Raw genomic sequence first — 25,174 nt, forward strand, 5'->3', positions numbered from 1 at the left:
GATGCCTTCCGTGCGTAGGGATGTCGGGAACGGTCGCTCAGGCGGCCTGGTCGATGAGGTCGAAGGCGGCGGCGAGGTCGTCGGGGGTCTTCACCGCGACCGCGGGCACGCCCTTGAGACCGCGCTTGGCGAGGCCGGTGAGGGCGCCGGCCGGGGCGACCTCGATGAGGCCGGTGACTCCGGCGGCCGCGAAGGCCGCCATGTCACGGTCCCACCGCACGGGCGACGAGACCTGGGCGACCAGCAGCTCCAGGAAGCGCTCACCGCTCTCGACCACCGAACCGTCGTTGTTGGTCCAGATCGTGAGTGTCGGATCGACGGGCTCGAGCGTCTGAGCCACCTCGGCCAAGTGGGCCACAGCAGAGTCCATGTAATGGGTGTGGAAGGCGCCGGCCACCTGCAGGGGGATGACGCGTGCGCCGCGAGGAGCGCGCTCGGCGAGCAGAGCCAGCGCGGCGGGCGGTCCGGCCACCACGATCTGGCCGCCGCCGTTGTAGTTCGCGGGCAGCACGCCCACCTCGTCGAAGAGAGCGAGCAGCTCGGTCTCGTCGCCCCCGACGACGGCGCTCATGCCGGTCTCGGTGATGGCCGCCGCCTCCGCCATCGCGCGACCGCGTTCGCCGACGAACAGCATCGCCTCCGCCGGGCTCAGGATGTCGGCCCCCACCGCCGCGGTGATCTCGCCCACCGAGTGCCCCGCGATGCCCCCGATCTTCTCCCGGCGTCCGTCGGCGAAGAGGGCGCTCAGCGTGAGCAGGCCGGCGGCCACGATGAGTGGCTGCGCCACCGCCGTGTCGCGGATGGTGTCGGCGTCGCTCACGGTACCGTGCTTCACCAGGTCGACCTCGGCGGCTTCGCCCAGCTCCTCGAGAGTGGTGCGGTAGGCCGGGTCGGCGATCCACGGCTCCAGGAAGCCGGGGGTCTGCGAGCCCTGTCCAGGACAAACGACGACGATCATTGCTTCAGTCTCCCAAGTGTTCGGTCGATGGCTGTGGTGGGCAGAGTCAAGAGATTGTGTGATTCGTTGTCGAAGCTCGACAACGGCGTGCGCTCAGCGGCGGTGTCCGGGCGGCTCGTGGTCGTTCATCGAGCCCAGGATCAACGCCGACTGCAGGATCAGGGCCTCGCGGGCTCCCGTCGCGTCCCAGCCGATCACCTGGGTGACGCGCTTCAACCGGTAGCGCACCGTGTTCGGGTGCACGAAGAGCTCGCGGGCGGTCGCCTCGAGGGAGCGCCCGTTGTCGAGATAGCACCAGAGGGTGGTCATCAGCTCCGGCGACTGGTCTTGCAGAGGGCGGTAGACGCGGTTGACCAGGGTGGAGCGGGCGAGCGGATCGCCGGCGAGGGCGCGCTCGGGCAGCAGGTCGTCGGCGAGCATCGGCCGAGGAGCGTTGCGCCAGGCGCGCGCCACGGCGAAGCCGGCCAGGGCGGCCTTGGCGCTCCGGGAGGCCTCGACGAGGCTCGGCACCTCGTGGCCCAGCACCAGGTAGCCAGGGCCGAAGCCGGGTTCAAGCTGCTTCGCGATGTCGAGGAACGACAGCACCTGTTCGGCGCCGTTCGTGGGGGCGTCGTCGAGCGGCCCGCCGTTCTCGGCGATCAGGGGCGACATCGACGTCGCCGACGCATCCGCCGATCCCTCGCCGGAATGCTCCAGCGGGTTGCCGTTCACCGGATGCGCGCGCCCGATTACGAGCACGAGCCGGCCGCCCTGCACCCCGATCAGCAGATCGGCGTTGAGGTGGCGAGCGGTGCGGCGCAGCTGGTCGACGTCGAGCTGGCGTGGCGTGGTGCCCACGAGCACGCTCACCTCGCCGTGCCCGTGCCAGCCGAGCGCTGCGATGCGGCTGGGCAGCTCGTCGTCGTATTCGCCGCTCAGGATGCTGTCGACCACGAGTGCTTCGAGCCGCGCGTCCCACAGGCCACGGGCCTCCGCGGCGCGGGCGTAGACATCCGCGGCGGCGAAGGCGATCTCGCGGGAATAGAGGAGGATGGCTTCGCGGAGCGAGGCATCCGCTCCGGCGACGCGTTCTTCCACGACCTCCACGACCACGCGGATGAGCTGCAGCGTCTGCTGCAGGCTCACCGAGCGGAGGAGTTCGCGGGGGGCCGAGCCGAAGACGTCGGCGGCGATCCAGGTGGTGGTGGTCGGGTCGTCATACCACTGGATGAACGACTTGATGCCGGCCTGGGCCACGAGGCCCACGGCAGAACGCCGCCCCGGCGGCATGTCGCCGTACCAGGGCAGCGTCTGGTCAAGACGCTTGATCGTCGCGGTCGAGAGCTCACCGGAGATGGTGCGGAGCCACGCCAGGGTCTGCGCCTTGGTCTTAGGCATCCGCGCCCCCGACCGCGATCAATCGAAACGTCATCGGACTCGGATCAGCTCTCGCCGCCTGCCGAGCCGGAGGTGCCGGCCGTCACGTCGTAGAGGCGGTACTTCTCGATCGCCCAGCTCGGGGCGTTCTGGTCGACCTCGCCACGCGCCGCGAGCTGCTCGAGCACGCGCACCACGACGGAGGGGCCGTCGATCTTGAAGTAGCGACGAGCGGCCGGACGCGTGTCGGAGAACCCGAAGTCATCGGCTCCGAGGGTCGCGAACTCACCGGGCACGAACTGGCGGATCTGATCCGACACCGCGTGCATGTAGTCGGTGACAGCCACGAACGGACCGTGTGCATCCTGCAGCTTGCGGGTGAGGTAGGGCACGTGGCGCTCTTCGGTCGGGTGCAGGAAGTTGTGCTCCTCGGCCTTCAGGCCGTCGCGGCGGAGCTCCGTCCACGAGGTGACCGACCAGACATCGGCCGACACGCCCCAGTCGTTCGCGAGCAGTTCCTGCGCCTCGAGCGCCCACGGCACCGCCACGCCGGAGGAGAGGATCTGGGCCTTGGGGCCCTCGATCGTTCCGCTCTTCAGCTGGTAGATGCCGCGCACCACGCCCTCGACGTCGAGACCCTCGGGCTCGGCCGGCTGCACGTGCGGCTCGTTGTAGACCGTGAGGTAGAACATGACGTTGGGGTCGGGATGCGTGCCGCCGTACATCCGGTCGAGACCGGCCCGCACGATGTGGTTCAGCTCGTAGCCGTAGGCGGGGTCGTAGGTGATGACCGCCGGGTTCGTGGAGGCGAGCAGCAGCGAGTGGCCGTCGGCGTGCTGGAGGCCCTCACCGGTGAGCGTCGTGCGGCCTGCAGTGGCGCCGATCACGAAACCGCGCGCCATCTGGTCGCCCGCCGCCCACAGGGCGTCGCCCGTGCGCTGGAAGCCGAACATCGAATAGAACACGTAGATCGGGATGAGCGGCTCGCCCTGCGTCGCATACGACGTTCCGACCGCGGTGAACGAGGCCAGCGCGCCGGCCTCGTTGATGCCGACGTGGATGATCTGGCCCTGCGGGCTCTCCTTGTAGGCCAGGAGCAGCTCCCGGTCGACCGAGGTGTAGGTCTGGCCCTTGGGGTTGTAGATCTTGTTCGACGGGAAGAAGGCGTCCATGCCGAAGGTGCGCGCCTCGTCGGGGATGATCGGCACCACGCGGTTGCCGAAGTCCTTCGAGCGGGTGAGGTCTTTCAAGAGGCGCACGAAGGCCATCGTGGTGGCGATCTCCTGGTGACCGGAGCCCTTCTTGAGGGTCTGGTACGCCGAGTCGTCGGGCAGCGTGATGGCCGTGTGCTTCGTGCGGCGCTCGGGCAGGTAACCGCCGAGCTCGCGACGACGCTCGTGCAGGTACTGGATGGCCTCGTCGTTCTCGCCCGGGTGGTAGTAGGGCGGGAGGTAGGGGTTCTCCTCGAGCTGCGCATCCGTCACCGGGATGTGCATCTGGTCGCGGAAGGTCTTGAGGTTGTCGAGCGTCATCTTCTTCATCTGGTGGGTCGCGTTGCGACCCTCGAACGCCGGACCCAGGCCGTAGCCCTTGATCGTGTGCGCCAGGATGACGGTCGGCTGGCCCTTGTGCTCCGACGCGGCCTTGAACGCGGCGTAGACCTTGCGGTAGTCGTGGCCGCCGCGCTTGAGGTTCCAGATCTGGTCGTCGGTGTAGTCCTTGACGAGCTCGAGCGCCCGCGGGTCGCGACCGAAGAAGTTCTCGCGCACATAGGCGCCCGACTCGGCCTTGTAGGTCTGGAAGTCGCCATCCGGAACCGTGTTCATCAGGTTCAACAGGGCGCCCTCGGTGTCGCGGGCGAGCAGGTCGTCCCACTCGCGGCCCCAGACCACCTTGATGACGTTCCAGCCGGCACCGCGGAAGAAGCTCTCGAGCTCCTGGATGATCTTGCCGTTGCCGCGCACCGGGCCGTCGAGACGCTGCAGGTTGCAGTTGATCACGAAGTTGAGGTTGTCGAGGCCGTCGTTGGCCGCCACCTGCAGCTGGCCGCGGCTCTCCACCTCATCCATCTCGCCGTCGCCGAGGAAGGCCCAGACCTGCTGGTCGGAGGCGTCCTTGATGCCGCGGTTGGTGAGGTACTTGTTCAGCTGCGCCTGGTAGATCGCGTTGATCGGGCCGAGACCCATCGAGACCGTGGGGAACTGCCAGAACTCCGGCATGAGCCGGGGGTGCGGGTAGGAGCTGAGGCCGCCGCCGGCATGCGACTTCTCCTGGCGGAAGCCGTCGAGCTGGTTCGCGTCGAGACGGCCTTCGAGGTAGGCGCGGGCGTAGGTGCCGGGGGAGGCGTGGCCCTGGATGAAGATCTGGTCGCCACCGCCCGGGTGGTCGTGACCGCGGAAGAAGTGGTTGAAGCCCACCTCGTAGAGGGCGGCGCTCGACGCGTAGGTCGAGATGTGGCCGCCGACCGCGATGCCGGGGCGCTGTGCGCGGTGCACCAGCATCGCGGCGTTCCACCGGATCCAGGCGCGGTACTTGCGCTCCAGCGACTCGTCGCCCGGGAACTCGGGCTCGTTCTCGGGAGCGATGGTGTTGATGTAGTCGGTCGTCGGCACCATCGGCACGCCGAGGTGGAGCTCTTTCGATCGCTTCAGCAGGCTGAGCATGATGTCGCGCGCTCGGCCGTGACCGCGGGCTTCGACGAGTGCGTCGAGGGATTCGTTCCACTCGGCTGTCTCGTCGGGATCGGAATCGATGTGTCCCGCCGAGTAGGGGTCCTGGTCGTTGACAGTCACCGTCGACCTTTCTGTTGATTACAGATCGTTTCGTGATCGGACGACCGCGCCGGGATGTGGTGCGGAACGCCACAGAACAGCCTAGTGAGTTTAACCGGGAGCGCGGCGCGCGGGCGGGCCGCGGCCGTTTGGTGGAACACCGGAGCGGAGCTATGATGGGGGCGCTTTTGCCGGTGAGACGCCCCGGCGGTGGAAAGGAAGCCATCATGGCTTTGGAGAACGACACTCTGGCCCCCGATTTCGAACTCCCCAATCAGTACGGGGAACGAATCCGCCTGAGTCAGTTCCAGGGAAAGAAGCCCGTTGCCCTCGTCTTCTTCCCCCTCGCATTCTCCGGAGTGTGCACCAGCGAGCTGTGCACGCTCGAAGACAACATCTCCCTGTTCAAAGACGCGAACGTCGAGCTGATCGGCATCTCCGTCGACTCCAAGGCCACACTCCGCGCCTGGGCCGAGAAGGAGGGCTACGACTTCACGCTCGTGGCCGACTTCTGGCCGCACGGCGACGTGGCCAAAGACTACGGCGTGTTCCTCGAGGAGAAGGGGTTCGCCAACCGCGCCACCTTCCTCATCGACGAGAACCGCATCATCCGCGCCTCCTTCATCACGGCGCCCGGTGAGGCCCGCTCGATCGCCGCCTACCGCGCCGCGCTCGAAGACCTGGTTCCCGCCCGCGTCTGAATGAAGCTCGGGGCTTCTTTTCATCAGATATAAGTTCCTACCTTCTATTTGGACTTCCTCGTGGGCAGTCTCGTGAGCTGGGCGATCGGGCTCGGCGCCGCGGGGTTGCTCTGGATTTCGGCTCGCTAGCCGGACCGACGGGATTCCGTCAGCCGAGCAGGCTGACGCCGCGCGCGATCACCAGGGCGAGCATCACGAAGCCGGCGAAGGCCTCGAGTCCCATCAGCAGTTTCGCGCGATGCGTGAGCGGCATCGCATCCGTGGGGCTGAACGCCATCGAATCCGACAGCGAGAAATACAGGTAGTCGACGAAGCCGGGCAGCCAGTCGCTCGTCTTGGAGGAGTGCGCGGCCACCTCGGGGCTCGCGTCGTGATCCTCGTCCTGCGGAAAGCGGAAGTCGGCCGGAGGGATCTCCGAACGCGTGCGCTGGGTGCGCACGACCGGGCCGCCGCGGTCCAGTTCCCAGTAGAGCAAGGCGAACCCGATCACGTTCGTCAGCCACACCTGCAGGGCGGCCAGGAGCAGGGTCGGGCCGTCTTCGGTGTTCTGCACGAGCAGCTGCACCAGCACGACGAGCAACCCCTGGTTCGTCACGCCGATGACGACCACCAGCACGACGCCGAGCCGCCGCGACCAGGCGGTCTGGCGCACCATCCGGTGCGGGTTGATCACGATCACCGCCACCAGCAGGGCGAGACACACACCGACCACGCCATAGCGCACCACGCCGAAGAAGTTCGGCGGCAAGAGCACGTAACTGCCGATGATCGCGAGCACACCGATGGCGGCGGGCCAACGGTGCTCGGCGTGCGCTCGCTCCTGCTGCACGTCGGCCACAGGCGGAGTCTAAGCCTGTATGCTTTTGCACGCGCCGAAGCGCGCGAGGGGCCTTTAGCTCAGTTGGTAGAGCGCCACGTTTACACCGTGGATGTCATCGGTTCGAGCCCGGTAGGGCCCACTCAGTCGGCGCGGGAGAGCATGAAGATCGTCAGCCTCAACCTCCGCGGGTTCTTCGATTGGGCCGAGCGGATGCCGCACATCGTGCGTTACCTGCTGGACGAGCAGCCCGACCTCGTGATGCTGCAGGAGGTCGTGTATCTCCCGGGGGTCTCGCCACACACGCAGCTCCACCAGCTCAACGCCGTTCTCGGATACCCCTATCGACACGCCAGCGTGAGCAGGCTGCAGTCGAGCCCGGAGGGCCCCTACCGCGAGGGACTCGGCGTGCTCAGCCGGCACCCGGTGACGCAGAGCGAGACGCTCATCCTGCTGCACGAAGAGGGTGATCCGCACAACCGGATCGTGCAGTTCTTCGACGTGGACGTGGGGGCCGGCGTCGTGTGGCCCTTCGCCAACGTGCACCTGTCGGTGCGCGACGATCACGCGTTCCACCAGCTCGAAGAGGTGCTCGCCATCCTGCGGGCGCGCGGGGAGGACCGCATCATCGGCGGCGACTTCAACATCAACCATCTCGAACGTCGCGCCCGCCTGTGGCGTGACGACTATTACGTGCTCACGACCGAGATCGAGCACTACGTGTCGTTCGCGGCGTCGAACCAGGCCGACGACTACTTCCTCGTGCCAAAGGAATTCACCGTGCGTTCGCTCGCAGTCTCGCCCGACGGACTCTCCGACCACCGGGCTCTGCTGGTCGAGATCACTCCCGGCCGCCCGTCGTGATCTAGCGTGGAGACTATGAGCGAGAAGACTCCGCGCACGGTCGTGGTCACGGGAGCGAGTTCGGGAATCGGGGCCGTGGCAGCGGCACGACTGGCCGAGCGCGGCGATCGGGTGGCCGTCGTCGGCCGTAATCCGGAGCGCACTCGCGCCGTGGCCGAGAGCATCGGCGGCGCCGCCTTCGTGGCCGACTTCACCCGCTTCGACGAGGTGCGCGAGCTCGCCTCCGCCCTGTCGGAGCGCTACGAGGCCATCGACGTGCTGCTCAACAACGCCGGCGGGCTGATCTCCACCCGCACCGACACCGTCGACGGGCACGAGGCGACCATCCAGTCGAACTACCTGTCGCCCTATCTGCTGACCCGGATGCTCCTCCCGCGTCTCGAGGAGTCGGCACGGCGCGGCGGCACGGCTCGCGTGGTCTCGACCTCGAGCATGGCCAACCGCTGGGGGCGGATCGATCTCACCGACCTCGACTCCACCGACCGCCCGTGGCGCGGCGGATGGCGTGGCTACGGCACGGCGAAACTCGCCGTCGTGCTGTTCATCCGCGAGCTGGCCCGCCGCACGGCTGCGCGCGAAGGCGTGCCCGGCGTCGACGCCTACTCCTTGCATCCGGGCACCATCGTCACGAACTTCGGATCGGGCTCACCGCTCATCCGCTTCGGCACCAAGGTGACCGGAGGGCGCTGGGGCACCACCGCCGACGTGGGGGCCGCGCCCCTCGTCGCGCTCGCCGCCGACTCGCCGGTTCCGGCCGTGAGCGGCGTCTACTTCGACCGGCTGCGCGCGAACGGTGCCGTCGCTCGCGCGGCCGACGACGTCGAACTGCAGCATGCTCTCTGGGCGAAGACGGCCGAGATCGTCGGCCTGCCCATCTGAGGCACGATGCGCGGCGCGACGTGCTCTGCGCGGCCTGCTCAGTGCGGCTCCCTCAGCGCGGCCCCCTCAGTGCGTGAACGCGGTGACCTGGCCGTCGAGCGGCATCGGCGACTCCAAAGCGTCGAGGTGGGCCACCGCGTCGGTGATGTCCTGCACGAGGCTCTCGGCGAGGTTGCGGCTGAGGCCGTTGCGCACCACGATGCGCTGCACCACGAGATCGCTCAGATCGTCGGGCATCGGATACGCCGGCACCAGCCACCCTTTGAGGCGCAGCCGCTCGGACAGGTGGGAGAGGTTCCACTTGTCGGTGTGGCCCTTGGCGAGTTGCCAGGCGAACACGGGGATGTCGGTGCCGTCGTTCCAGAGATCGAATGCGGGCATCGCGCCGATGGCCTGGGACAGGTAGACCGCGACATCCTGCGATGCCTTCTGCACTTTGTAGTACCCCTCCCATCCGAGGCGAAGGAAGAGGTAGTACTGCAGCAGCACCTGTGCGCCGGGGCGGGAGAAGTTGAGGGCGAAGGAGGGCATGTGGCCGCCGAGGTAGGTGACGTCGAAGACGAGGTCGGATGGCAGGTCGTCGACCGTGCGCCAGATCACCCAGCCGAGTCCGGGATACACGAGGCCGTACTTGTGGGCCGAGGTGCTGATCGACGCGACCCGTTCGAGCCGGAAGTCCCACACCAGGTCGGGCTGGAGGAACGGGGCGATCATGGCTCCGGATGCGCCGTCGACGTGGATGGGCACGTCGAGGCCGGTCTGGGTCTGGATGCGATCGAGGGCTGCGGCGATCTCGGCGACGGGTTCGTACATCCCGGTGTACGTGACGCCCATGATCGCGACGACGCCGATGGTGTTCTCGTCGACGTATTTGTCGAGGTCGTGGCCGTCGAGCACGCGGTGCTCGTCGGTGATCGGCACGTAGCGGGGTTCGACGTCCCAGTAGTTGCAGAACTTCTCCCAGCACACCTGGACTGCGCTGGAGAGCACCAGGTTCGGCTTCTCGGTGGACAGCCCGGCGGCGCGGCGGGCGTGCTGCCAGCGTCTCTTCAGGGCGAGGCCGCCGAGCATGCACGCCTCGGAGGACCCGATCGTGGAGGTGCCGATCGCGCCTGTCGTTCCGGGAGCGTCGGGCGCATCCGGGGCGTTCCACAATTTCGCGAGCATCTTCCAGCAGCGGGTCTCGATCGCGGCGGTCTGCGGGTACTCGTCTTTGTCGACCATGTTCTTGTCGGCCGTGTCGGCGTAGAGCTTCTGCGCGAACGGGTCCATCCACGTGCCCACGAAGGTCGCGAGATTCAGCCGCGCGTTGCCATCGAGCATCGCCTCGTCATGCACCACCTGATACGCCGTTCCCGGCAGCGATTCGCCTCGCGGGATCTCGTCGAGCGGGAAGTCGGTGGCCTCACCCTCGCGCGCGAAGATCGGGTTCAGCTGGTTCTGCCCCGAGCCGCCGGTGAACCCGTGCCGGGCCTCGAAGTCGGGAGTGGTCGCGGGCGTGGACGGCAAGGAGTCTCCAATCGACTGCGATGATCTCCAACAGTAGTGGCGGTGGGTGCACATGGGGTGCTCAGCAGCCCGGCACGTGCCGCGCTCGGCCAGTAGTCTGGGGAGATGCCCACCACGCTCTCCGAATTCAACGCCACGGTCGAGAGACTGTGGCCGAGCGAGTTCGCCGAGACGTGGGATGCGCCGGGCCTCGTGAGCGGTGCACCCGACGATCGCGTCGATCGGGTGCTGCTCGCGGTGGATGCCGTGGCCGCCACCGTGGAGCAGGCCGTCGGAACCGGCGCCGACGTGCTGCTGGTGCATCATCCGCTCCTTCTGCGAGGCGTCACCAGCATCGCCGAGACCGGGTACAAGGGCGCCCTGTTGGCCAAGCTCATCCGCTCGCGCTGCTCGCTGGTGGCGGCGCACACCAACGCCGACATCGTCGACGACGGAACCTCGTCCGTGCTGGCGTCCCGCCTCGGACTGGTGGAGCAGCAGCCGATCGAACCCGGGGTGCGCCCCGGCACCGGAATCGGACGGGTGGGCCGGATGCCCGAGCCCACGACACTCGGCCGGCTCGCCCTGGCTCTCGGCGAGATCTTGCCCGCCACCGCCACCGGAGTGCGCGTCTCGGGCGACTTCGAGCAGTCCGTGTCGACGGTCGCGCTCTGCGGCGGCGCCGGAGACTCGTTGCTGGCGAATCCGGCCGTTCGGGGCTCCGACGTCTACATCACCGCCGATCTGCGCCACCACCCCGCCTCCGAGTCGCGCGAGCAGTCGTTGCTCGGCTCGGGCCCCGCCCTCGTCGACGTCTCGCACTGGGCGAGCGAGTGGCTCTGGCTCGAGACCGCGGCCCGGCAGCTCGCCGCTGCGCTCCCGGAGGTCGAGTTCATCGTGAGCGACCTCCGCACCGACCCCTGGGATTTCGTCATCACGCAATGATCCGCGCGACGACCGAATGCCACGACCTGAACACGAAGGAACCCACATGAAGGCTCCGGCCCTCGAACAGCGCAAGCTCCTCGACCTGCAAGCCGCCGACAACCGCATCGCGCAGTTGAACCACACCCTGCGCACCCTCCCGCAGGAGGCGCGGCTCGCGGAGCTGCAGCGCGACTCGATCGCCGCTCGGCAGGAGTTCGGCGGCGTCAACGGCGAGCTCGAAGACGCGCGGGTCGAGATCAGCCGCGTCGAGGCCGACATCGAGACGGTGGCTGCGCGCGAGAAGCGCGACCGTGAGCGACTCCAGGCGAGCGCGTCGACGAAGGACATCCAGGGTCTCGAACACGAACTCGCGTCGCTGAAGGTGCGGCGCTCCAACCTCGAGGACATCGAGCTCGAGGTGATGGAGCGGGTGGAGGAGATCGAGGAGCGCCTCGCCGCGATCACGGCCCGCCGCGACGACATCGCGACCGAGGAGCGGCTGCTGGCCGCGCAACGCGACGAGCAGAGGGCGCGGATCAACGCCCAGCTCGCCGTGGCGCAGTCGGAGCGCTCTGCCATCGCCGCGGGAGTGGGCGCCGAACTGCTCGCCCTCTATGAACGACAGCGCGAGCGCTACGGCATCGGCGCCGCTCTGCTGCGCGGCGGCGTCTCGCTCGGCAGCAACGTGGCCCTGAACGGCACCGACCTCGCGCAGATCCGTGCGGCCGCCCCCGACGACGTCGTGCTCGACCCCGACAGCAACTGCATCCTGGTGCGCACGGAGGAATCGGGCATCTAGGCGCACCGGGCGACTGGGGCGAGGACGATTGGCGCTCTCCGCCTGGGGCGGCAGAACGGGGGTGCCGCCCCGCCGCCCCCTCGGGCTCGCCCGGCCTTCGGCTGGGCGGGCCCTTGTTGCTCGCGCCGCCGCTTCTGCGGCGCGAGGCGACATGCTCGGGTGAGGTCGCTGACGCGGCCTCGCCCTCACCCTGGGTCGTCTGAGCGCGGTACGTGGGTACCGCCTCGCCACCTTTTCGGGCTCGCCCGGCCTTCGGCTGGGCGGGCCCTTATTGCTCGCGCCGCCGCTTCTGCGGCGCGAGGCGACATGTTCGGGTGAGGTCGCTGACGCGGCCTCGCCCTCACCCTGGGTCGTCTGAGCGCGGCCCGCGGCTCGCATTCCACCCTTTCGAAGTGTTTGGGGAACGAGAGCGCCGGCCGCGGGCCGCGCTCGACGACCCAGGGTGAGCGCGGGGCCGGAAGGCACGACCGCAGGCCGGGCCTTCCGACCCCACGCGAACATGTCGCGCGGCGCCGGGTAGGGACCGGCGCCGCCCGGGGACGCCGAGCGAAGCCCGGCGCCCCCGGCAGCAACAGAGTGAATGGGCCGGCGATACGCCGGGTTCTGTGGGGGAGCGGACTCCCTGACGGCCATCTATCTCGGGACTACGTTGCCGCAGCCCTCCAGCGGTCTACCCGGAAGCTGAGCGAGCAGCGTTAGCGCTTCCTGTCTGACCTTGCTCCGGGCGAGGTTTACCGAGCCGACTGCGTCACCGCAGCCTCTGGTGGTCTCTTACACCACCGTTTCACCCTTACCGCGGGCCGGAGCCCGTGGCGGTCTACTTTCTGTGGCACTGTCTCGCGGGTTGCCCCGGGTGGGTGTTACCCACCGCCCTGCTCTGTGGAGCCCGGACGTTCCTCGGCACCGCACTCGGCCCGGAAGCACGGATGCGGCGACGCGACCGTCTGCCGGCCCATTCACGTGAACCAGCCTACGGCACGCCGCCGTCCTGCGTCGGAGGGACTATTCGAGGAAGGTGGTCTTCATCGTCGACAGGCACGCCGCCCCGAGGATGCCCGCGTTGTTGCGCAGCGCCGCCGGAATGATGGGGGTGTTGAGCTCGAGCAGCGGGATGAACTCCTCGTAGCTCTTCGAGACACCGCCGCCCACGATGAAGAGATCGGGCGAGAAGAGGCGCTCGAGCGTCGAGTAGTACGTCTGCAGCCGCTCGGCCCACTTCTTCCAGCTCAGGTCTTCGCGTTCCTTCGCGGAGTAGGCCGCCTTGGTCTCGTAGTCGACACCGCCGATCTCGAGGTGCCCCAGCTCGGCGTTCGGGATGAGCACGCCGTCGTAGATGAGGGCGGTGCCGATGCCCGTGCCGAGCGTGGTCATGATGATCAGGCCGCCCTTGCCCTTGGCGGCGCCATAGTGCACTTCGGCGAAGCCGGCGGCATCCGCGTCGTTCACGAAGGTGATGTCACGACGGAGCACACCCTCGAACAGCTTCTCGGCCTCGAAGCCGATCCACTTCTTCGACACGTTCGCGGCCGACATGGTGACGCCGTGACGCACCACGGCCGGGAAGCAGATGCCCACCGAAGCGGAGGCGGGGATCTCGCCGAGCGATTCCATCAGGTCGCTCACCGTCTTCGCGATGTCGTCGGGCTTGCCGCCCTCGGGCGTCGCGATCTTCTTGCGGTCGGTGAGGAGTTCGCCGGTCGTCACGTCGACGATGGCGCCCTTGATCCCGGTTCCCCCGATGTCGATGCCGACGGCGACGGTGTTGGGCATGTTCTCGGTCATCTGCTCGTCTCCAGTCGGAACGGGGTCACGTGTTGTCGGCTGCGTCGTCTTCGGCCCACTTCGCGCTGTTCGCGCGGAGCTTCTCGAGAGCGTGCTCGGCCTCCTCGTGCGTCTCGAACGGCCCGACGCGGTCGACGACCGACGACACGTAGCCCTTCTCGACCTCTCCGGTCTTCATGTTGTACCAATACTGGGTCGAGGGGTCTTCGCTCATCATTCCTCCGTTGCGGTGGGTCTCGTCGTTCTCGTGGTTCGTCGTTCTTCGCGTGCTCAGTCGTAACTGTGCTCGGGGCCAGGGTAGCTGCGGTCGGCCACTTCTTCGCGGTACTGCAGCACCGCCGTGGTGAGCGCGCCGCGCAGATCGGCGTATTGCTTCACGAACTTCGGGATGCGCCCGGTGGAGAACCCGGCGAAATCGGTCCAGACGAGCAGCTGCCCGTCGACGTCGGGTCCGGCGCCGACCCCGATGGTGGGGATGCGCAACGCCTCGGTGACGCGCTTCGCGGCCACCGCGGGAACCATCTCGAGCACGACGGCGAACGCGCCGGCTTCCTCGACGGCCAGGGCATCGGCCACCAATTGCTCTTCGCCCTCACCCCGGCCCTGGATGATGTGGCCACCCAGTCCGTGCTCGCTCTGCGGCGTGAAGCCGATGTGCGCCATGACCGGGATTCCGGCGTCGACGATGCGGCGGATCTTGTCGGCGCTGCGCACGCCGCCCTCGAGTTTCACGGCGTGGGCGCCGGTCTCCTTCATGAACCGCACCGCGGTGTTCAGTGCCTCTTCCGCACTGTTCTCGTACGACCCGAACGGCATGTCGGCCACCACGAACGCGCGCTTGACAGCGCCGGCGACGGCACGCGCGAGGGGGATCAGGTCGTCGACCGTGACCGGGAGGGTGGTGTCGTAGCCGAGCACGTTGTTGCCGGCCGAGTCACCCACCAGAAGGAAGTCGATACCCGCTTCGTCGAAGATCTGCGCCGAGAGCTGGTCGTAACTGGTGAGCCCGGTGATCAGGATGCCCGTCTCCTTCGCATTCTGGAAATGACGGGTGCGCACGCGCTTGATGACCGCCGTCTCGGCGGGCGATGACTGCTCTGGCATGTCATCAGTCTAGTTCCGCGGCATCCTCTCGCTGATGCGTTAGGTTATGGCTTACGTAACCCGAATGCGTGAATCGTGAACCCAAGTCGAAAGGGAGACGTGGGCCGTCGAACTATTGCGCAGCTCGTGCTGGGGGCCGCCGTTGCGGCGTTGCTGATCGCGGGACAGGCGCCCGCCGCGAACGCGGCGACGATCGCCGAGCGCAGCTGTCAGGCCGGTCTGCCCGACACGGCGGTCTGCGGAGACCTCACCGTTCTGGAGAATCGAAGCAACCCGGCATCCCGGGGCATCGAATTGCCCTACGTGGTCATTCCGGCATCCACCCAGCCGGCCACGGGAACCCCGATCATCACCATGGCGGGCGGTCCGGGCCAATCGTCGACGGAGGTCGCCGAGGCCCTCGCCGCCGATCCACGTATCGGAGGCACCCGCGACATCGTGGTGCTCACCCAGCGCGGCAGCACCGAGTCGAGCGCGCCTCTGGACTGCCCGGCCGCCACGTCGGCCTACGTCGACACCTTCACCGAGGAGGAGTCGCCGGCCGACGAGATGGCCGAAGTCGGCCTCGCCATGAAGGACTGTCTGACGGCCTTCGCCGAAGACGGCGGAGACGTGCAGGGCTACACGAAGTCGGAGACGGCGAACGACATCATCGAGCTGCGGCAGACGTTGCAGTACCCGGTCTGGACGCTGTTCGGCGACTCGTGGTCGACGAAGGTCATGGAACTGGTGGCCAACCGCGACTCCGCCGGCGTCGACGCCCTGGTGCTCGATGCGTTCACCCCGGTCGATCGCGACCTGAAGGGCGACGCCTATTTGGCGCTGTCCGACACGCTCTCGCGACTCTCGGAGCGCTCCGGCGGCGAATATCCCGACCTGAACGCCGATCTCGCCGAGGCCGCCGCCCTGTTCAGCGACGACCCGGTGCACGGCCTGATGACGAATCCGGTCACCGGCAAACAGCGGTACTACTCGCTCACCGGCTCGGATGTCGTCACGATCGTGCAGCAGGCGCTCTACGACCCGGCCACGGCGGCCGCGGTGCCCTACCTGCTCTCCCGGTTGGCCGACGGCGAGACGGATGCGATCAACCCGTTCATCCCCGACGCCATGTCGCATCTGACGCGCACGAGCCTCGGGCAGTACTGGGTGGAAGCCTGCCGCGACGAGCAGCCGTTCTGGAGCGCGGATCCCACCGTTCCGGCCGCCGAGGGCGCCGAAGACACCGATCCGACGCCGCTTCCGGTGCTGACCTACCTCACCGCCGCCGACCAGATCTGCGGATCACTCGGGCTCGTGCCGGCTCCGGCGGAGAACCGTGCCGCGGCGTCGATCCCGCAGCCCACGCTGATCTTCGCGAGTGACACCGATCCGCTCATCTCGGTGGGTGCGGCCCAATCCGGGCAGGTGACCTTCCCGTCCAACCAGCTCGTCGTGCTGCAGTCCGGCGGTCGCGCCGGCGTGACGGCCGACGCCTGCGGCATGGATCAGCTCGCCACCTGGCTGGCCTCGCCCGGAACGGCGGTGGAGACGACGTGCACCGATGGCGTCGCCGTGTACCCGATCCTCTCCGGCGACTCCGTGCATCCGACCTCCCGCTTCGCCTCGGTGGTGACGGCGGTGGATCAGAAAGACCTCTTCCAGCTGACCATCCCGCTCATCTTCGCCGTGTTCGCGGGGTTGTGGCTGGTGGGCTGGCTGATCGCCGTGCTCGTGCAGATCCTGCGCCACGAGCCGTTCGGTCTGATGATCGCGAGCGGTATCGCACCGGTCACCGGCGCCGTCTTCCTCCTCGCGCTCTGGCTCACTGTCTCGTCGGCGATGATCGCGACGCCTGCGTTCCCGCTTGCCGGGGTGCCCACGATCGTGCCCTGGCTCGGCATCCTGCTCGGGGTCGGCTTCCTCGGCATCATTCCGGTATGGCGCCTCGGCGGTCGCGGTAGCGCGGCCCTCGCGGCCGGGGCGACGCTGGTGTGGTTGGCGATGATCGTCTGGTTCGTGTGGGTAGCGGTGCTGCCGAGCTAGTCTGCGGTGGTTGGTACAGCTTCGCCGTCTTCCCGCGATGCGCGGCCTGCGGCCTGCGGTCTCGTGCCGATGTTGTTGGGAGTGGCGACGTTTCAGACCGCGGTGGGGCGGTAGGTGATGGGGAGGCGTCGGTCTCGACCGAACGCGGTGCGGGAGATCTTCGGGCCGATGGCGCTCTGGCGGCGCTTCCACTCCGCGCGGTCGACGAGCTGTGTGATGCGCTCGACCGTGGGGCGGTCGAAGCCGAGTTCCACGATGTCAGCGATGCTCAGGCCGCCGTTGATGTAGGCCTCGAGGATGGCGTCGAGCACGTCGTACTCGGGCAGCGAGTCCTGATCGGTCTGGTCGGGGCGGAGCTCCGCCGAGGGCGGCTTCGAGATCGAGTTCTCGGGGATCGGCGGTGTCTCGCCGCGCGACGAGGCGTGCGCATTCCGCCAGCGCGCCAGCTCCCACACCAGCATCTTCGGCACGTCTTTCAGCGGCGCGAAACCGCCCACCGAGTCGCCGTAGATCGTCGAATACCCGACGGCGAGCTCGCTCTTGTTGCCCGTGGTGAGCACGAGGTGCCCCTCCTGGTTCGACAGTCCCATGAGGATCACACCGCGGGCGCGCGCCTGCAGGTTCTCGGCCGCGATGTCGGTGAGCCCGAGTTGCACCTCGAAGGGCAGCACGAGGTCGGCGATGGGTTCGGTGCGGAAGTGCAGGCCGATCCGTTCGGCGAGGTCGTCGGCATCCGAGCGTGAGTGGCCCGACGAGTAGCGCGAGGGCATCGACACGCCGAAGACGCGCCCGGGCCCGATGGCGTCTGCGGCGATGGCCGCGCAGACGGCCGAGTCGATCCCGCCGGAGAGGCCGAGGATGACCGAGGGGAAATGGTTCTTCTCGACGTAGTCGCGGAGCGCCAGCACCAGCGCGTTCCAGATCTGCTCGCGGTCGTCGGGCAGCTCGGCGATCTCGGCTCGGATCTCGGGCTTCTCGTTCGACGGCGTGCCGGGGGAGAGCTCGACGCGACGCACGTCGTCGGGGAGTTGCGCATCCGTCGCCCCCTCCGGATCGAGGTCGACGACGAGCAGGTGCTCGACGAACTGCGGCGCCCGGGCGAGGATCGCGCCGTCGCTGCCGACCACGACGCTGTCGCCGTCGAAGACCAGGTCGTCCTGCCCGCCCACGAGGTTGACGTAGGCCACGATGGTGTCGGTCTCGATGGCGCGACGGGTGACCAGAGGCAGGCGCACCTCGTCTTTGTCGCGCTCGTAGGGCGATCCGTTGATCACCACGAGCAGGCCCGCGTCGGCGTGCAGCACGCGCCCCACCGGGCCGCCGTCGCGCCAGAGGTCTTCGCAGATGATGAGGGCCACGTCGATGTCGCGGATGCGGAGCACGAGCAGTTCGTCGCCCGGGATGAAGATGCGGTACTCGTCGAAGACCGAGTAGTTCGGCAGGTGGTGCTTCGCGTAGCGGGCCACCACGCGACCTCCCTGGAGCACGCTGGCCGCGTTCTGCGCGATCGCGGTCGGCGCGTTCGAGGTGCCGAGCAGCCGGGGCTCGAACGGGCCGTCGGGGTGCCCGACGATCACCGGCACGTCGCCCAGACCGGCCTCGGCGAGCTCGCGGGCCAGCAGGTGCACGCGCTCGTGCGCCGCGGCCAGGAAGCTCGGTCGCATCGCGAGGTCTTCGATGGGGTAGCCGGAGATGGCCATCTCGCCGAAGGCAACCAGGTCGGCCCCCTTCGACGCGGCGTCGCGCACGGTGTCGATGATGGAGCGCGCGTTCCCGTCGAGGTCCCCCAGAACAGGGTTCGTTTGGGCCAACGCTAAGCGAAGTCTCGGCATAGCCACTAGCCTAATAGGGGCATGAACCGATGCCGGAGAGAGGGTTTGTTCCGCCGATGGATAAGCAACGGGACTTCGTTCTTCGCACAATTGAAGAACGAGGCATCAAGTTCGTGCGACTGTGGTTCACAGACGTCGTGGGAACCCTGAAATCCGTCGCCATCGCTCCGGCCGAGGTGGAAGGCGCCTTCGCCGAAGGACTCGGATTCGACGGTTCGGCCATCGAAGGACTGACGCGCTCGTTCGAGGCCGACGTGCTCGCGCATCCCGACCCCACCACGTTCCAGATACTGCCCTGGCGGGGAGAGATCGACCCCACGGCGCGCATGTTCTGCGACATCACGACGCCCGACGGCCAGCCCGCCGTGGCCGATCCGCGCAACGTGCTGAAGCGCACTCTCGCGAAGGCCGCCGATCGCGGCTTCACGTTCTACACGCATCCGGAGATCGAGTTCTACCTGCTGAAGTCGTCGCAGTACGGGCCCGACGGCCCCGAGCCGGTCGACTCGGCGGGCTACTTCGACAACGTTCCGGGTGGCACCGCCCACGACTTCCGTCGCCGTTCGGTGCGGATGCTCGAAGACCTCGGCATCTCGGTGGAGTTCAGCCACCACGAGGCCGGCCCCGGCCAGAACGAGATCGACCTGCGGTACGCGGATGCGCTCACCACGGCCGACAACATCATGACCTTCCGCACGGTGATCAAGGAGGTGGCGATCGAGCAGGGCGTCTACGCGACGTTCATGCCGAAGCCGCTCTCGGGGCATCCGGGATCGGGTATGCACACGCATCTCTCGCTCTTCGAGGGCGACGCCAACGCCTTCTACGAGGCGGGCGCCGAATACCAGTTGTCGAAGATCGGCCGCAACTTCATCGCGGGCCTCTTGCGTCACGCACCGGAGATCACCGCCGTCACGAACCAGTTCGTGAACTCCTACAAGCGGCTCTGGGGTGGCGACGAGGCTCCGAGCTTCGTCTGCTGGGGCCACAACAACCGTTCGGCGCTCGTGCGCGTGCCGCTCTACAAGCCCAACAAGGGGCAGTCCTCGCGCATCGAATACCGTGCCATCGACTCGGCGGCGAACCCCTACCTGTCCTACTCGCTGCTGCTGGCCGCGGGCCTGAAGGGCATCGAGGAGAACTACGAGCTGCCGCCCGAGGCCGAAGACAACGTGTGGAGCCTCACCGATGCAGAACGCAAGGCACTCGGCTATGACCCGCTGCCCGCCTCGCTCGACCGCGCCATCAGCCTGATGGAGGAGTCGGAGCTGGTGGCCGAGACCCTCGGCGAGCAGGTGTTCAACTATGTGCTGCTCAACAAGCGGCAGGAGTGGAAGGCCTATCGCGCTCAGGTCACGCCCTACGAGCTCGAATCCAACCTCGAAATACTGTAGAAGAGGCCTCGCCCTCTGAAGCACTGATGCCTCGTTCCGCAACCACCCTCACCGACCTCGCCCGAGTGGGCTTCGCCCGACTCGGCTGGGCCGGCGAGGAGTTGCGCGCACTGGCATCGGCGACGGAGGTCGGCCTCGACGACCTGCTGCCGTCGTTCTCGCTGGCCGCCGACCCCGATCTGGCCCTCAACGGCGTGAAGCGGATGCTGCAGCGCGCCCCGTCGATCATGACGGCCGCGTTGCACGATCCGATCGCGCGGCAGCGGGTCATCCGGGTCTTCGGAGCGTCGGAGGGGCTGACCGACTTCTTCGCCCGGCATCCGGATCAGCTGTCCGTGCTGGGTGCGGCATCGCTCCGACTCCTCGACGAGGGGGGCGCCAAACGGGAACTGCTCGCCTCCGTCGGGGCGGTCGACGGCTTCTCTGCGCTGCTGGGCGAAGACGCCTGGACCGCCCTGCGCATCCGCTACCGCGCGCTGCTGGCCCTGGTGACGGCCTATGACCTCGAGCAGCCGAATCCCGTGGCGGGGCTCGACACCATCGCGCGAGCGTTGGCCGACCTGGCCGCCGGCGCCCTCGAAGCCTCCCTGGCCGTGGCCCGATCGCAGGTGTCGACCAAGGGGCACGGGCTCTGGTACTTCCCCGTCGAAGAGGTGCGGGCCACGCGCTTCGCCATCATCGGCATGGGCAAGGCCGGCGCCGCGGAGCTGAACTACGTCAGCGACGTCGACGTGATCTTCGTGGCGGAGGGTTCGACCACGTCCGAGATCGACCTGCCCACCTCCACCGCGGTCGAGATCGGAACCCGCCTCGCCATGGTGACGATGCGCGGCATCGGGGAGACGGGTCTCGAACCGGGCCTCTGGGAGGTCGATCCGAACCTGCGGCCCGAAGGCAAGGCCGGCGCGCTGGTGCGATCGCTCGAGTCGCACGCGGCCTACTACGACCGGTGGGCCAAGAACTGGGAGTTCCAGGCCCTGCTGAAGGCCCGGCCGCTCGCCGGCGACGCCGCCCTCGGTGAGGACTACACCCGCGTCGTGGCGCCGAAGGTGTGGTCGAGTGCCTCGCGCGAGAACTTCGTCGAGTCGGTGCAGCGGATGCGCGAACGCGTCACCGAGCACATCAAACCCGACGACGTGGAATACCAGTTGAAGCTCGGCCCCGGCGGCCTGCGCGACATCGAGTTCACCGTTCAGCTGCTGCAGCTCGTGCACGGCCAGGTCGACGAGAGCGTGCGGCAACGCGGCACGCTGCCCGCGCTGGCGGCCCTGGCCGAGGGCGGCTACATCGGCCGGGTGGAGTCGGTGGAGTTCGCGCAGGACTACCGCATCCTGCGCCTGCTGGAGCACCGGATGCAGCTGCGCCAACTCAGTCGCACCCACCTGATGCCCCGCGACGAGGCGGAACAGCGAGTGCTTGCCCGCGGCAGCGGCCTCGCCACCAGCGCCGACGAGTTGATCGGGCGCTGGACCGACATCAAGGTGCGGGTGCGCAACCTGCACGAGCGCCTGTTCTACCGGCCGCTGCTCGCCGCCGTGGCGGCGCTCTCGCCCGACGAGCAGGCGCTCACCAGCGCCCAGGCCGAAGCGCGGTTGGCGGCCATCGGATTCCAGAACCCCGCCGGCGCGCTCGGCCACATCGCGGCGATGACAGCGGGCGTCTCGCGACGGGCGGCCATCCAGCGCACCCTGCTGCCGGTGATGCTGCAATGGTTCGCGAACGGCCCCGATCCGGACTACGGGCTGCTCGCGTTCCGGAGGCTCTCCGACACGCTCGGGGAGAGCTACTGGTTCCTCCGAATGCTGCGCGATTCCTCGGGCGCGGCTGCGCGGCTCACGCAGGTGCTCTCGGGCTCGCGTTTCGTGGGGGAGCTGCTCGAGCGCATCCCGGAGGCAGCCGCCTGGCTCGAGAACGACGAGGAGTTGCGCCCGCGCGGAATGGCGGTGCTCGAAGACGAGACGCGGGCCATCGTGGCCCGCCACGACACTCCGGATGCCGCGGCGATGGCCTTGCGCACCCTGCGGCGCCGTGAGGTGCTGCGCCTCGCGATCGCGTCGATCCTCGGCATCGTGACGGTGGAGGAGCTCGGCCGGGGTCTCACCGACATCACGACCGTGCATCTTCAGGGAACGCTGAGTGTCATCCGGCAGTCCGCGGCACTCGTCAACGGCGACGGCATCGAGTTCGCGATCATCGGCATGGGCCGCTACGGCGGCGGTGAGCTGGGCTTCGGGTCGGATGCCGACGTGCTCTACGTCTACCGCCCGGTGCGGGTCGACAAGCCCACCGCGCAGTCCGTCGCCCAGTTCATCGTGAACGAACTGGTGCGGCTCACGGATGACGCGCGCCTGCCGCTCGACCTCGACATCGATCTCCGGCCCGAGGGCAAGAACGGCCCCGCCGTGCGCTCGCTCGACTCCTATGCCGCCTACTACGAACGCTGGTCGCTGACCTGGGAGGCGCAGGCGCTGCTGCGGGCGAACGGGGTGGCCGGTGATCGTGCGCTGATCGAGTCGTTCCACGCGCTGGCCGACACCGTGCGGTATCCGCGAGCGATCTCGGAGACCGAGATCCGCGAGGTGAAGCGCATCAAGGCGCGAGTGGAGAAGGAGCGGCTGCCGCAGGGCGCCGATCCGGCCCGGCACCTGAAGCTCGGGCGGGGTTCGCTCTCCGACGTCGAATGGTATGTGCAGCTGCTGCAGCTGCAGCACGCCGCGCGTTTGCCGGAGCTGCGCACGACCTCGACGCTGGCGGCCCTGTCGGCGGCCGAGGATGCCTCGCTCATCAACCACGACGACGCCCGCAAACTGCACGACGCGTGGATCTTCGCCTCCCGCGCGCGCTCGGCGATGACGCTGTGGACCAACAAGACCTCCGACGTGCTGCCCGCCGATCGCCGCCAGCTCGAGGGTGTGGCGAGGCTGATGGAGTACCCGCCGGGCTCCGCGACCCAGCTCGAGGAGGACTACCTCGGTGTGACGCGCCGTGCACGAACGGTCTTCGAACGCCTCTTCTACGGGGTCTGACGTGTGCTATCGCAAGGCGGGGTGGTCGCGCCAAGCCGGCATGCCGGACATGAACTCTCGAGTCTGCGCCTCGGCCTCAGCGCGGGACTGACCCGGGTTCGAGCGCTGCTGCCACGAGACCATGGCGGCGAAACGGGTGTCGAAATCCTGCAGCGCGCCGTATTCGTCTGTGCAGTATTCGCAGTAGCGCCCGGTTTCGATCGGCATGCTGCAGCTCTCGCAGGTGGCGGTGTTCGTTGACATGGAGTGGATCCTCTCAGGGGTGACGTGAATGGGCTCGGGCAGGAGGTGCTGCGGACTCGAGTGCGTCGCGCGGCGGCTCGGCTGCGACCACGAGTTCGTCGAGCGCAGCCAGGATGGCATCGGTCTGCTCCCGGCCCAGGCGGGCCAAGGCATGGGCGAGCAGCTCGTGACTCAGCACCGAGGCGTCGCGACGCAGGGCGGCGACCCCGGCCGGGGTGAGCCACACGAGAACGCGCCGTCGATCATCGACATCACGGCGGCGCTCGACGAGGCCGTTGTGTTCCAGCTGCGTCATGATGTCGCTCACCACCGACTGCGCACGCCGGAGGTGACGGGATGCGTCGCCGATGGTGACGGGCCCGCTGAAGGAGAGGTGCCGCAACACGGCGCGGGAGACGCCCGACAGCTCGTGGTCGGTTCCGTCACGGCGATGGAAGGCGAGGTAGACCCGTTGGAACGCGTCGTCGAAGCGCTCGGCGCTCACGAGGAATGGTTCGTCGATCGACATGCCACTCAGCATCGTGGTTCGGTGATCCATCGTCAATCCCGATACATCTCCGCCGATCTCGTCGGCGTGGATGGAAAGTCCAAGGGCCTCGAAGGTCGGATTCTGCGGTCTCCGCGTCAGAGCGCGATGGTCTTGACGACCTCGGGCTGTCGGCGCGCCCAGAAGGTTTCGATGTCTTTCCGGGGGAGTGGGAGTGAGGGGTCGTCTTCGACGTCGTCGAGGAAGCCGAGGCCGCGCACCACGTTTGCGATGACGCCGGCGGCGGCTACGGGTCGGTACTTCTGCACGAGTAGGTTCAGACCTTCTTCGATGGAGATGTACTCGTCGAGGACCATGAGGTCGAAGTAGTCGCGGAGTGCACCGCGATCCTGGATGACCTTGAGCTTCGTAGCGAGCACGTCGGCAAGACTCGCCAGACGGACACCGCCGAACTGCGTGGTCGGTTCGAGGAGTTGCTGAGACGAGGCGTCGAGGAACTGCACTTTCGTGTCCTCGAAGATCCCGTTGAGCGTCCCCTCCTCGGCAAGCGTCGGTGCGAACGTTCCCACTGTGTTCAGCGCCTCGCTAAGGGCGCGGACGTCGAATTGATTCTCGGTGAAGAAGTCGAGGTCGCGGCTTACTCGGTGCTGCAGGTGTGCGGTGAGCGCGGTGCCGCCGGAGAGGTAGGCAACCGGCGGCACGACAGGAGCGAGCGTGCGCCACGCAGCTAAAGTGCGCGCGGGGAGAAACGACGCGAGCGATGACAGGTGATCCAGGTCGGCTTCTGACGCTGCGTGCGTCTCGAGTCTGTGGTGTCCGTCGTTCTCACGTGGCTGCTCAATCATGGTGTGACCAGTTTTCGACCAGTGCCTTCGTGCGGGGGTTCACCCCGCGTCGGGACATCGCCGTTTGGATGTCGGTGGGGGAGATGTTGGCGAGCGCCCACCTCCATGCCCGAATGTCGGGCGCCTCAAGCAAGCGGCCCGCCATATAGCTGCCGTCGGCTTCGGGGGTGAGCTTCGAGGCGTCGGCGTTCCAGAAAAGGTGGCGAAGCGAACGTGGCAGCGGAGCCCGGGCGGCTTCTTGCGGTCGAGGTAGTCGCGTGCGCCGTACGGCGCGTCGGAGCTCCTCCGGCCAGACCGCGGTATCGGTCTTCCACCGCAACTCTCGTTTTGCGCGTCCGCTGGCGATCTCAGAAGGTACTCGGGTGACGAGTCGTCGCGCTTCGAGCGCACGGAGCGCTCTTGTCGCCGTGGTCGGGCTCAGACCTCCCTGGACCGCCACACTTCGCGCGCTCGGCAAGCCGAGCGGAGCGCGTGAGAGGGCAGCAAGCACCCGAAGCTCGGAGGCTGGGGTTTCATGCTGCGGTGCAGAACCATGCGCCGCGAGAAGGCGCTCCGATGCACCATCAGGGATCCGGCGCGTGTGGCCGCGACCCGGGTGTGGGACACCGAGGGCGTCGAGGGCACGATGCACCGTGGGAAGGCTCACGCCGAGCTCCCTCGCCATCTGCGGCGCAGTAGTGTCCATAACGTTATTCTACTCGGAGTAGCGAGATCGACGGCGAGGGCGCCGGCACCCTGCGCGAGATGCGCACAGGGCGCTGACGAGCGCCAACGGGGAGCAACGAGGTGCCAGGAAGCATGAAGCCCCGGCTTCCCTTGTTCCAGGGAAGCCGGGGCTTCATGAGGTGGTACCTGTTGCGCGCTGTTGCCGTGCGT

The 25,174-nt window shown here is 68.0% G+C and carries 21 protein-coding genes, 1 tRNA gene and 1 other RNA gene; 9 read left to right on the forward strand and 14 right to left on the reverse strand.

What is annotated here, in order from left to right; all coding sequences use genetic code 11:
- Nucleotides 1-37: 37 nt before the first annotated feature.
- From BLW00_RS08915 to aceE, 3 genes are all read right to left on the reverse strand, one after another.
- Nucleotides 38-958, reverse strand: a complete 921-nt coding sequence (locus BLW00_RS08915; protein ID WP_092552546.1) for an ACP S-malonyltransferase — start codon at nt 956-958, stop codon at nt 38-40.
- Nucleotides 959-1,051: 93 nt separating this feature from the next.
- Nucleotides 1,052-2,335 (reverse strand): PucR family transcriptional regulator, encoded by a 1,284-nt coding sequence (locus BLW00_RS08920; protein ID WP_092552549.1) that lies wholly within the window; start codon nt 2,333-2,335, stop codon nt 1,052-1,054.
- Nucleotides 2,336-2,379: 44 nt separating this feature from the next.
- Nucleotides 2,380-5,106 (reverse strand): pyruvate dehydrogenase (acetyl-transferring), homodimeric type, encoded by a 2,727-nt coding sequence (gene aceE, locus BLW00_RS08925; RefSeq protein WP_092552552.1) that lies wholly within the window; start codon nt 5,104-5,106, stop codon nt 2,380-2,382.
- Between the two features lie 206 nt (nt 5,107-5,312).
- Here aceE and BLW00_RS08930 point away from each other — a divergent pair, with 206 nt between their 5' ends.
- Nucleotides 5,313-5,786 carry a peroxiredoxin gene (locus BLW00_RS08930; RefSeq protein WP_092552555.1) on the forward strand — a complete coding sequence of 158 codons (474 nt, stop codon included), beginning with the start codon at nt 5,313-5,315 and terminating at the stop codon, nt 5,784-5,786.
- A 148-nt stretch (nt 5,787-5,934) separates the two neighbouring features.
- Here BLW00_RS08930 and BLW00_RS08935 read toward each other — a convergent pair whose 3' ends face one another.
- Nucleotides 5,935-6,624 carry a hypothetical protein gene (locus BLW00_RS08935; protein ID WP_092552558.1) on the reverse strand — a complete coding sequence of 230 codons (690 nt, stop codon included), beginning with the start codon at nt 6,622-6,624 and terminating at the stop codon, nt 5,935-5,937.
- 48 nt (nt 6,625-6,672) lie between these two features.
- Here BLW00_RS08935 and BLW00_RS08940 point away from each other — a divergent pair.
- From BLW00_RS08940 to BLW00_RS08950, 3 genes are all read left to right on the forward strand, one after another.
- Nucleotides 6,673-6,745 (forward strand) — tRNA-Val (locus BLW00_RS08940).
- A 20-nt stretch (nt 6,746-6,765) separates the two neighbouring features.
- Nucleotides 6,766-7,467, forward strand: a complete 702-nt coding sequence (locus BLW00_RS08945; RefSeq protein ID WP_139256669.1) for an endonuclease/exonuclease/phosphatase family protein — start codon at nt 6,766-6,768, stop codon at nt 7,465-7,467.
- Nucleotides 7,468-7,482: 15 nt separating this feature from the next.
- Nucleotides 7,483-8,346, forward strand: a complete 864-nt coding sequence (locus BLW00_RS08950; protein WP_092552564.1) for an SDR family NAD(P)-dependent oxidoreductase — start codon at nt 7,483-7,485, stop codon at nt 8,344-8,346.
- A gap of 66 nt (nt 8,347-8,412) precedes the next feature.
- Here the strand turns inward: BLW00_RS08950 and BLW00_RS08955 are convergent, their stop codons facing one another.
- Nucleotides 8,413-9,780 (reverse strand): glutamate decarboxylase, encoded by a 1,368-nt coding sequence (locus tag BLW00_RS08955; RefSeq protein ID WP_245741555.1) that lies wholly within the window; start codon nt 9,778-9,780, stop codon nt 8,413-8,415.
- Between the two features lie 180 nt (nt 9,781-9,960).
- Here BLW00_RS08955 and BLW00_RS08960 point away from each other — a divergent pair, with 180 nt between their 5' ends.
- Together BLW00_RS08960 and BLW00_RS08965 are read left to right on the forward strand one after the other, a co-directional pair.
- Nucleotides 9,961-10,779, forward strand: coding sequence for a Nif3-like dinuclear metal center hexameric protein (locus BLW00_RS08960; protein WP_092552570.1), 819 nt, complete (start codon nt 9,961-9,963; stop codon nt 10,777-10,779).
- 46 nt (nt 10,780-10,825) lie between these two features.
- Nucleotides 10,826-11,560, forward strand: a complete 735-nt coding sequence (locus tag BLW00_RS08965; protein ID WP_092552573.1) for a zinc ribbon domain-containing protein — start codon at nt 10,826-10,828, stop codon at nt 11,558-11,560.
- A gap of 576 nt (nt 11,561-12,136) precedes the next feature.
- Here BLW00_RS08965 and rnpB read toward each other — a convergent pair.
- From rnpB to panB, 4 genes are all read right to left on the reverse strand, one after another.
- An RNA gene (gene rnpB, locus BLW00_RS08970) (RNase P RNA component class A) lies at nt 12,137-12,516 on the reverse strand.
- Nucleotides 12,517-12,562: 46 nt separating this feature from the next.
- The gene (gene ppgK / locus BLW00_RS08975) at nt 12,563-13,342 is read right to left on the reverse strand and encodes a polyphosphate--glucose phosphotransferase (protein WP_092552576.1); all 780 of its coding nucleotides are present in this window, start codon (nt 13,340-13,342) and stop codon (nt 12,563-12,565) included.
- A gap of 25 nt (nt 13,343-13,367) precedes the next feature.
- Entirely contained in the window at nt 13,368-13,556 is a 189-nt protein-coding gene (locus BLW00_RS08980) for an SPOR domain-containing protein (protein ID WP_175494207.1), read from the reverse strand.
- Between the two features lie 56 nt (nt 13,557-13,612).
- Nucleotides 13,613-14,446, reverse strand: coding sequence for a 3-methyl-2-oxobutanoate hydroxymethyltransferase (gene panB, locus BLW00_RS08985; protein WP_092552582.1), 834 nt, complete (start codon nt 14,444-14,446; stop codon nt 13,613-13,615).
- Between the two features lie 99 nt (nt 14,447-14,545).
- Between panB and BLW00_RS08990 the strand changes: the two genes are divergently transcribed.
- Nucleotides 14,546-16,471, forward strand: coding sequence for an alpha/beta fold hydrolase (locus tag BLW00_RS08990; RefSeq protein WP_139256670.1), 1,926 nt, complete (start codon nt 14,546-14,548; stop codon nt 16,469-16,471).
- Between the two features lie 92 nt (nt 16,472-16,563).
- Here BLW00_RS08990 and BLW00_RS08995 read toward each other — a convergent pair whose 3' ends face one another.
- Nucleotides 16,564-18,303: an NAD+ synthase gene (locus tag BLW00_RS08995; RefSeq protein WP_092552588.1), complete on the reverse strand. Its 1,740-nt coding sequence runs from the start codon at nt 18,301-18,303 to the stop codon at nt 16,564-16,566.
- A 56-nt stretch (nt 18,304-18,359) separates the two neighbouring features.
- On the opposite strand from BLW00_RS08995, the gene BLW00_RS09000 reads away from it, so the two are divergent.
- Both BLW00_RS09000 and BLW00_RS09005 read left to right on the forward strand, forming a co-directional pair.
- Nucleotides 18,360-19,697, forward strand: coding sequence for a glutamine synthetase family protein (locus tag BLW00_RS09000; RefSeq protein ID WP_092552591.1), 1,338 nt, complete (start codon nt 18,360-18,362; stop codon nt 19,695-19,697).
- A 26-nt stretch (nt 19,698-19,723) separates the two neighbouring features.
- A complete protein-coding gene (locus BLW00_RS09005) occupies nt 19,724-22,723 on the forward strand; it encodes a bifunctional [glutamine synthetase] adenylyltransferase/[glutamine synthetase]-adenylyl-L-tyrosine phosphorylase (protein ID WP_092552594.1) in 3,000 nt (999 codons plus the stop codon).
- A gap of 6 nt (nt 22,724-22,729) precedes the next feature.
- On the opposite strand, the gene BLW00_RS09010 is transcribed toward BLW00_RS09005, so the two are convergent.
- The 4 genes from BLW00_RS09010 to BLW00_RS24415 all read right to left on the reverse strand — a co-directional run bounded on the left by BLW00_RS09010 (nt 22,730) and on the right by BLW00_RS24415 (nt 24,983).
- Nucleotides 22,730-22,966: a hypothetical protein gene (locus BLW00_RS09010; protein WP_092552597.1), complete on the reverse strand. Its 237-nt coding sequence runs from the start codon at nt 22,964-22,966 to the stop codon at nt 22,730-22,732.
- Nucleotides 22,967-22,979: 13 nt separating this feature from the next.
- On the reverse strand, nt 22,980-23,474 hold the full coding sequence (locus BLW00_RS09015) for a MarR family winged helix-turn-helix transcriptional regulator (RefSeq protein ID WP_175494208.1): 495 nt from the start codon (nt 23,472-23,474) through the stop codon (nt 22,980-22,982).
- A gap of 116 nt (nt 23,475-23,590) precedes the next feature.
- Nucleotides 23,591-24,298, reverse strand: a complete 708-nt coding sequence (locus BLW00_RS09020; protein WP_092552603.1) for a nucleotidyl transferase AbiEii/AbiGii toxin family protein — start codon at nt 24,296-24,298, stop codon at nt 23,591-23,593.
- Nucleotides 24,291-24,983, reverse strand: coding sequence for a MarR family transcriptional regulator (locus tag BLW00_RS24415; RefSeq protein WP_092552606.1), 693 nt, complete (start codon nt 24,981-24,983; stop codon nt 24,291-24,293). The genes BLW00_RS09020 and BLW00_RS24415 overlap by 8 nt, the downstream gene beginning before the upstream one ends.
- Between the last annotated feature and the right edge of the window lie 191 nt (nt 24,984-25,174).

The organism is Herbiconiux ginsengi, from assembly GCF_900107435.1.
Classification (GTDB): Bacteria; Actinomycetota; Actinomycetes; order Actinomycetales; family Microbacteriaceae; genus Herbiconiux; species Herbiconiux ginsengi.